We start from the raw sequence: 8,161 nt of genomic DNA on the forward strand, positions 1-8,161 counted from the left end.
CGTTTCTTATTACACTCTGTTTTCATAAGGTCGCTCATGTGTTATTGGTTAATGTGTTGAATTTACATATCTTATTAACACATTTGCGGCCTTTTTGCATTAATCTTGTGAAATATGCGGGCTAAAAGATCTGTATGAACGGATGCTGCGCGAAAAAGAAAGCGGTGGACAGCAGATTAGCCAGGCATACAAAGATACGGCAGACCTGGCTGAACGAATGGCAGATAAGGCTGCCGAAAGAACGGAACGAATGTTTACCCAGTCAACAAATGCCATGCAGGGAATGCAGGGCAATATCATTGCCAACGAACGCCGCACTGCCTCGGAGCTGGCAGCGGCGGAACGAAATGCCGCCGACCGTACCGAACGGATGGCCCATGAGAGTCTGCATCAGATGGGTGGTGTGGCCACCACCAGGTCCCGGCCGGGGGAACCGGGAGCTGGTGGTGGCGATGAAGCGGGTGACCGGGCAGCCAGGGTGGTCATCTGCGCCAACTGCAAGCAGGAGGTTGACAGTACGGAAAATTTTTGTCCCAATTGCGGGAACAAGATGTACTGATGAATACGTTGAGTTCCCATAAAAACAATTTGCTCAAGCAGCTTGGCCGGGTGGCTGATCCGGCCCAGCTTGACCGGCTGATTCCCCTGCTTGAGCAGGAGATTCATGCCAATAATCTCACTGGAACCGCCGTGACTGAAGCCTTGAACCGTTTGTATGACCGTACGGATGATGCAGGGCTCTGTGCTCGAATTAAACGGCTGGAGAACCGCCTGCGGCTGAAAAAGTTCCTGGGCCGTGATCCCCTTGTTGCTCCTGCCGCAACAGGAGCAGAAGAGGGGGCGTCGCTCTGGGATGAACTGCGCGAGCTGAAAAAAGTCTGGCAGCAGGCCACGGGTAAAAAGAATTTTGAAGATGAATACGAGGTTCTTGAAAAGATAGGCAGCGGCGGCATGAGCATGGTCTATCTTGTTCGGCGGCGCAGTGATGGCACCCGGCTGGCTGCGAAATTTCTCCATAAACGATTTTTTGATTCACAAAAGGTCATCAGGCGGTTTCGCCGGGAATGCCGGATCTGTCTTGCCCTGCGCCATGAGCATATTGTCCGGGTGATTGAAGCCGGAGAGCATGACGGGGCCGGTTTTATGATTATGGAGTACCTGCCCCTGGGCGGAGCGGATCAGCTCCTGAAAGATCCCGGGTTTTCCCCGGCCATTGCCTTTCAGGTTGCTATCCAGGCAGCCGAAGCTCTGTCTGTTATTCACGAACAGGGGATCATCCATCGTGACCTGAAACCGGCCAACCTGCTCATTGCCGACTACCTGCCCGAACAGGAAAAAATTTCCATCAAGCTGGCTGATTTTGGCTGCTGCCGTGATACAACAGGTGAAGAGCTCACCAAGGTGGGCAGCATTATGGGCACCGAGCAGTACATGGCCCCGGAACAGTTGCAAAATGCCGCCGGCGTGGATTTCAGGGCCGATCTTTTTTCCCTGGGCGTGCTTATATACCGCCTTTTTTCCAGAAAATATTTCCCGGTTGGCGATTACCCGCCCCTGCATAGGCTCAACCCGGCTCTGCCCCGGGAACTTGATGCTCTGGTCAGGTGGTGCACCTGCCACGAGCCAGAAAAACGGCCTGAAACGGCGAAATTAATAAGGAGTCGGCTGGAAAAGTCTTTTTCTTTACTGCATCAACAAACCGCCTCTTCGTGCGGTTCACCGTGTAATTTCGGATAGCAATTGCCGTGAAAGAATGTCCAGCATGTTGTGTGCTTAACCCCGCAATCGTGATTTTAATAAAAAATATGGGACATTTAAAAAAACTCCTGTCTAAACTCAAGTTTAAATTCTAGACGAGGAGTGAAACAAGAAGGCCTGGAAGAATTTCTTCCAGGCCTTCTTTTTTTCAGTATTGTTTCGGGTACTTCTTATTCTTCAGCATGGACATAGAATGGCCATTTATGGAAGAACCATTCATTCCACAACAATGGAATGATCCACCAGAAGTTCCAGATTAACGATTCGCCATGGGCAAAACGATGGGATAACTCTTCCATATGATGGTTGCCAAGTCCCCAGTGACCGAAATTAGCATAGTAGAAAATCCAGTAACTGACAGCGGCGAGGGCAAGTACGCCGATTGTCCGGAGAAAAAATGCGGGCCATCCATCTACATCCAGACCAAAGGAGAGGTCGTCAAAATAGTGATGCCATGCCAAAAACGGGATAAGGGTAAAACCGGCAATTTCCGCTGAATGCAGCCAGAGAAAACGCTGAACTTCGGCTGCGCCCTTAGCCTCTTCCAGGTGATGGAAAGATTCTGCCGGAACCCACATGGGGATAATTTTCAGGCAGAGCAGGGCCACAAGATACGCGCCGATGAAAGAAAGAATAACACTGATTATACCTTTCAAAGGTTGTGGTGCCGGGATCAGGCTCCAGGGTTTCATACGCCAGACATTAACAGTCATGAAAAGAATGATGATAGCCCATTCCCACCAGCCGAATACCCAGTGAACATGACCGGTTCCGCCTAAAGACGTCCACCATGGCGCACTGAGAACGGGTCCCTTGAAAACCAGCCCGAAGAATGGCAGGATTAGAATTGTATAGGCAAAAAGAGTAAGAAAAGTTCCCCAGCCAAGTTCGGCGAATCCGGCGGCGGGCTGTTTTATATTGGACGGTTGCACCGGCCATTTACCAAAGAAAATGGTGGAAACAGGATAGGTGTAAAAACCAATGAGAACAAAACAGACAACCGCGACCTGGGCAAGTTTGCCGGGTTTACCGAGTTCGTCAAGGCCGTAGTAGCTGAGTACATTCATCCCCAGGCCGAGAACTCTGTAAAAAATAACATCAATCACAAACCAGACCAGTACCACATTCGTTACGGTCATGATGATACCGCGCATTGGCTGTGAGATGTTCTGGAAAGGCCAGTCGCCCAGAAACATATGCTGCCAGATACCCACCAGAATCATCATGGCAAGGTACATTACAAAGGGGTAGGGGAACCAGCCGATCGGTCCCCGTGGATCACTCAGGATATACCAGGTGGCCCAGGCAATACCAAAAAAAGTGAAAAATGAAATAATGCCGGTTAAGGGTTGTCCCCATCGAGGTTTCAACTGTGCTGCAGCCATACGATCCTCCTTTGAAAATTTGAGTAATAATTACTTTCCACCTTGCCCAACAAACAGGTAAAGCACGATTTTCTTATATCGGAACATCACAATCTGGTTACGCGGTTGACTTCAACCGAGCGCTCAGTCATTTTTTTTAATTGACAAATTTTCAAACAACAAGTGTTTCATAGAATGAAACAGCACTGAAATAATAACAAATATTATTCCGACTAAGCGCTCAATCAATTTCTTTGATGATTAACAGAAGATGATTTTTTGTCAATCATTATTTGTAGAAAAAATAATTGAGCACTTGGCGGGCGTTTTACACCTGGATACGTGAGCTGACTCTCCGATGGGTGTGAACGATTTCCTCAAGCGATTTGATCATTGAAATACCAATATATTTCAATGTGTTATTAATACAAAAAAAGAATCCGTTATTGATTCAGGTTACATAACTATGCCGTTACCCAGGCGATGAGTTCCATCCTGACCTCGTACAAGGGACGCCTTAAACCCGGCCAGGGTCAGGTCAGAATGGGGCTTTTTTTTAAAAATTTTCTGATTACCCATGAAACTCAGCCAAATTGTGGATGTGCCTGTTTTATCAGGCTGAGTTTTGTACGTAATCAGGAAAAATTTTGTCCTTGAGTTTGCGACATTGGGTTACATATTTCTCCTGTACTGCCCCCCGACCTCATAAAGCGCTGTGGTGATCTGGCCAAGACTGCAATGTTTGACAGTTTCCAGAAGTTCTTCAAAAATATTTTTTCCTTCAAGAGCAGTCGTTTTCAGACTTTCAAGGGCGGCAGGGCATTGCTCCCTGTGGCGGGCGTGAAAATCGGCCAGACGCTGTATCTGTTTGTCCTTTTCTTCGTCCGTTGCCCTCGCCAGCTCCAGACAGGCATTTTCTTCATCGTAATTGGCATCGGGATTACAGAAAGTATTCACCCCTATGATCGGATATTCTCCGGAGTGTTTCAGGCCCTCGTAATACATGGATTCTTCCTGTATTTTTCCACGTTGGTATCCTGTTTCCATGGCGCCGAGGACACCACCGCGGTCGGTGATGCGATCAAATTCCACGAGAACTGCTTCTTCAACGAGATCGGTCAGTTCTTCAACAATAAAACTCCCCTGGTTCATATTCTCATTTTTGGCCAGTCCCCATTCATTGTTGATAATAAGCTGGATCGCAAGAGCCCTCCTTACCGATTCCGCGCTGGGCGTGGTAATGGCTTCATCATAAGCATTTGTATGCAGGGAATTGCAGTTGTCATAGATGGCGCATAAGGCCTGCAGGGTTGTACGAATATCGTTAAATTGAATCTCCTGGCAGTGCAGAGATCTTCCTGAGGTCTGGATGTGGTATTTCAGACGCTGGGATGTTTTTGAGGCATTGTATTTCTTTTTCATGGCCAGGGACCAGATGCGTCTGGCTACACGCCCGATGACCGTGTATTCAGGGTCCATACCATTGGAGAAGAAAAAGGAGAGATTGGGGGCAATGTCATTGATATCCATACCCCTGGCAAGATAGTATTCCACATAGGTAAAGCCGTTGGAAAGAGTCAGAGCCAGCTGGGTTATGGGATTGGCCCCGGCCTCTGCGATATGGTAACCGGAAACGGAAACGGAATAAAAGTTTTTGACATTGTGGTCAATAAAATACTCCTGGATGTCTCCCATCATTTTCAGGGCAAATTCTATGGAGAAGATGCAGGTATTCTGCCCCTGATCTTCCTTGAGAATGTCGGCCTGGACGGTGCCGCGAACCGTTGACAGCACATCGGCTTTGATTCCGGCATATTCATCGGCGGAAGGTGCTTTGCCGGTTTTTTCTCTGAACTTTTCAACCTGCTGATCAATGGCGGCATTCATAAACATGGCGAGCATGATGGGGGCCGGGCCGTTGATGGTCATGGAGACGGAGGTGGTGGGGGCGCAGAGATCAAAACCGTCGTAGAGAACCTTGATATCATCCAGGGTACAGATGGACACACCGGAGGTGCCGATTTTGCCGTAAATATCAGGACGGGTGGCTGGATCCATACCATACAGGGTAACAGAATCAAATGCAGTGGACAGCCTTTTGGCTTCAGAGTTTTCGGACAGCAGTTTGAAGCGGGCATTTGTCTGGGCGGGACCGCCTTCACCGGCAAACATTCTGGTGGGTGCTTCTCCGGTTCGCTTCATGGGGAAGACTCCGGCGGTATACGGAAAATAGCCGGGGAGATTTTCCTTTCTCATCCAGCAGTAAAGATCACCTGGGTCAGTGAATTTGGGCAGAGATATCTTCGGGATTCTGGAGTGAGAGAGTGATCGGGTGTAGAGAGGTACTCTTATTTCCCGGCCTCTGACCGTATACACATATTCGTCACCACTGTAGGCCTGTTTGATATCCTGCCAGCTCTGAATGATTTCCTCAGTTTCCGGGCTGATCTGTTTTGCAGTCTGTGAAATTTTTTCCTGAAGAAGATCGCAGAGAGGTTGGTATTTTTCTTTATCGCAATCCATCATTTTGAGGCTTTCCGTCAGGTGACTTCGTTTCCTGATCCATTCCGCCTGCTCTTCAGACTCCATGTGATAAGAACGTACAGTACTTGATATTTCTGCAAGATAGCGAATACGGTCGGAAGGAATGACAATGGTTTTGGAGGACGATGTCTTCGACTCCGGCCGAGGCAGGGACGGCTGCAGTTTGAGTGATGTCTTTTCCGCAAGCATATCGATTATGGCGTGGTAGAGTGCCGTGGTGCCATCATCATTGAATTTGGAGGCGATTGTTCCGAAGACGGGAAAATCCTCAGGTTTCGTATCCCATGCCTTTCTGTTGCGCTGGACCTGTTTGCGAATGTCGCGGATGGCATCGTCACTGCCTTTTTTCTCAAATTTATTGACGACGATACAGTCCGCATAATCGAGCATGTCGATTTTTTCAAGCTGGGAGGGAGCGCCATATTCACTGGTCATCACATAAATGGAAAGGTCCGACAGGTCGGTGATCTTCGAGTCGCCCTGGCCGATTCCCGCAGTTTCTGCAATGATAAGATCGAATCCGGCTGCCTTTGCCACGGTTATCGCTTCAGGCAGCGCTTCAGAAACTTCTGTGGAAGAGTTCTGGGTGGCAAGACTGCGCATATAGACATTGTCGGAGGATGTGATGGAGTTCATGCGAATCCTGTCACCCAGAAGAGCGCCACCCGTTTTTCTCCGTGAGGGATCACAGCAGATAATTGCAATGGAAATATCTTTGATATCATGGAGAAAACGGACAATGATTTCATCGGTTAAAGAGGATTTACCAGCACCGCCGGTTCCGGTAATACCGATAACAGGCGGGTTGTTTTTTTCCGCAATCGGGTTGAGTTGAGCCATGAGAGTTTCAAGCTGATCACTGCCACCACTTTTGGCCTGCTGGACAGCTGTGATGAACCCTCCGATAGCTTTTTGATTCTTTTTATCAAGGATTTCAGGGTCAAGATCATGGAAGGGCAGAGTGGAAAAATCCATTTCCCGGATCATGTGGTTGATCATGCCCTGTAACCCCATAAGACGGCCATCTTCTGGAGAATAGATTTTTGTTACTCCGTACGCTTCAAGTTCCTTAATTTCGTCGGCAACAATGACACCACCGCCACCACCAAACACCTTGATATGGGAAGCATTTTTTTCTTTGAGAAGGTCAATCATATACTTGAACGCTTCCATATGCCCGCCCTGGTAACTAGACATGGCGATTCCCTGGGCGTCTTCGGCTATGGCGGTTTCCACAAGTTCCTGGACAGAGCGGTTGTGGGCAAGGTGGATCACTTCAACGCCGGAGTCCTGAAGAATCCTGCGCATGATATTGGTTGAAGCGTCGTGGCCGTCAAACAGGGAGGTGGCGGTAATGGCGCGAACTACATTCTCCGGTCTATATATTTCCACTGCTGCATTCATTGTTTCACCTTCTTCTCTGGGAATGTCCCGGCTGTGGTTTGTTACTGCAGTCGGGATCTTCATTGTTCGATTCACCTGAAAATCCGCGGCTAAAGGTCATTTACCCCAGTCGGGATTTTCATTAGTCTGTTGGTAATTGTTCACAACCACTCCAGCTTTTCACGGTCTCTCTTGTCCCCATAAGAGGGCTATGCGAAGAAGAACCAGTAAAAATCTGAGCCAAGTGAGCAATTACAGTTCATAGGTAATAAAATCACAGAGTTGCTACCCCGGTGACCAATTACTTCTGGTATGGCCAGGCCATAGAATCCGGTCATACCGGTTTTACCAGAGGGGTATGATCGGATTGATGGTTCAAACCGGTCAGGGTCTTTTTTACGATATACTTCAGATCACCTTTGGTTGTTTTTCTTGCCTAAGAATCTCATGATGAATTCGGTCTGCTGTTCGATGTATTCATCAATCGTAAAATATTTTGCGAAATACCAGCGTCTGAAAGCCCAGGTATGACCGAGAACTGAAATATTATGGCCGATCAGGTTGATTGTATGATCATCCAGATCAGGAATTTTTCCAGAGATTCTCAGTTCCTTCATGGCTTCGATAAACAGATCGGTAATACGCAATTCTGCTTCAAGAACCTTTTTCTGCCACTTTTCCGGCAGAAACTGTGTAACCTGGTACATCAGCAGGACGTGATCACTCATCCTCTCACAGACCAGGAAAAACTCACGTATCACTTCCGCCAGGGCGCAGCCCTTTTCAACGGGTCTGGCCAGGGCTTCCTTAATGCCTCTTTCCACTTCAGCATGAATTGAGGTACACACCAGGTAAAGCACATCGTCTTTGCTGGAAACGTATTCGTACAATGAGCCGGTGGACATTCCGGTTTTCCTGGCAAGTGCCCTGGTTGTCGTTTTATGATAGCCGTGTTTTATAAAAAGCTTAACCGCAACATCAACTATCTGTCTTCTTCTTTCCCTGACAAGTTTCTTGTTTTTTATATGGGTTGCTACTTCACGTTCCTGATCGTGGCTTTCATTCATGCAAATTGCTCCTGATGCCGCCATTGACCTGAACCCTGCACTTCA

The 8,161-nt window shown here is 48.0% G+C and carries 5 protein-coding genes; 2 read left to right on the forward strand and 3 right to left on the reverse strand.

Translation table 11 applies throughout. The annotated features are described in order from the left end of the window. The first annotated feature begins 142 nt into the window (after nucleotides 1–142). Both ACXLDX_RS02325 and ACXLDX_RS02330 read left to right on the forward strand, forming a co-directional pair. Nucleotides 143–559: a hypothetical protein gene (locus tag ACXLDX_RS02325; RefSeq protein WP_457575580.1), complete on the forward strand. Its 417-nt coding sequence runs from the start codon at nucleotides 143–145 to the stop codon at nucleotides 557–559. Beyond that, entirely contained in the window at nucleotides 559–1,737 is a 1,179-nt protein-coding gene (locus tag ACXLDX_RS02330) for a serine/threonine-protein kinase (protein ID WP_457575581.1), read from the forward strand. Before ACXLDX_RS02325 ends, ACXLDX_RS02330 begins: the two co-directional genes overlap by 1 nt. Nucleotides 1,738–1,928: 191 nt before the next feature. Here ACXLDX_RS02330 and ACXLDX_RS02335 read toward each other — a convergent pair whose 3' ends face one another. The 3 genes from ACXLDX_RS02335 to ACXLDX_RS02345 form a co-directional block, all read right to left on the reverse strand. Further along, nucleotides 1,929–3,143, reverse strand: a complete 1,215-nt coding sequence (locus tag ACXLDX_RS02335) for a hypothetical protein (protein ID WP_457575582.1) — start codon at nucleotides 3,141–3,143, stop codon at nucleotides 1,929–1,931. Between the two features lie 651 nt (nucleotides 3,144–3,794). After that, nucleotides 3,795–7,070, reverse strand: coding sequence for a fused isobutyryl-CoA mutase/GTPase IcmF (gene icmF / locus ACXLDX_RS02340; protein ID WP_457575584.1), 3,276 nt, complete (start codon nucleotides 7,068–7,070; stop codon nucleotides 3,795–3,797). A 392-nt stretch (nucleotides 7,071–7,462) separates the two neighbouring features. Then, nucleotides 7,463–8,116, reverse strand: coding sequence for a TetR/AcrR family transcriptional regulator (locus tag ACXLDX_RS02345; protein ID WP_457575583.1), 654 nt, complete (start codon nucleotides 8,114–8,116; stop codon nucleotides 7,463–7,465). Nucleotides 8,117–8,161 lie beyond the last annotated feature (45 nt).

The sequence above is a fragment of the Desulfomarina sp. genome (assembly GCF_054039375.1).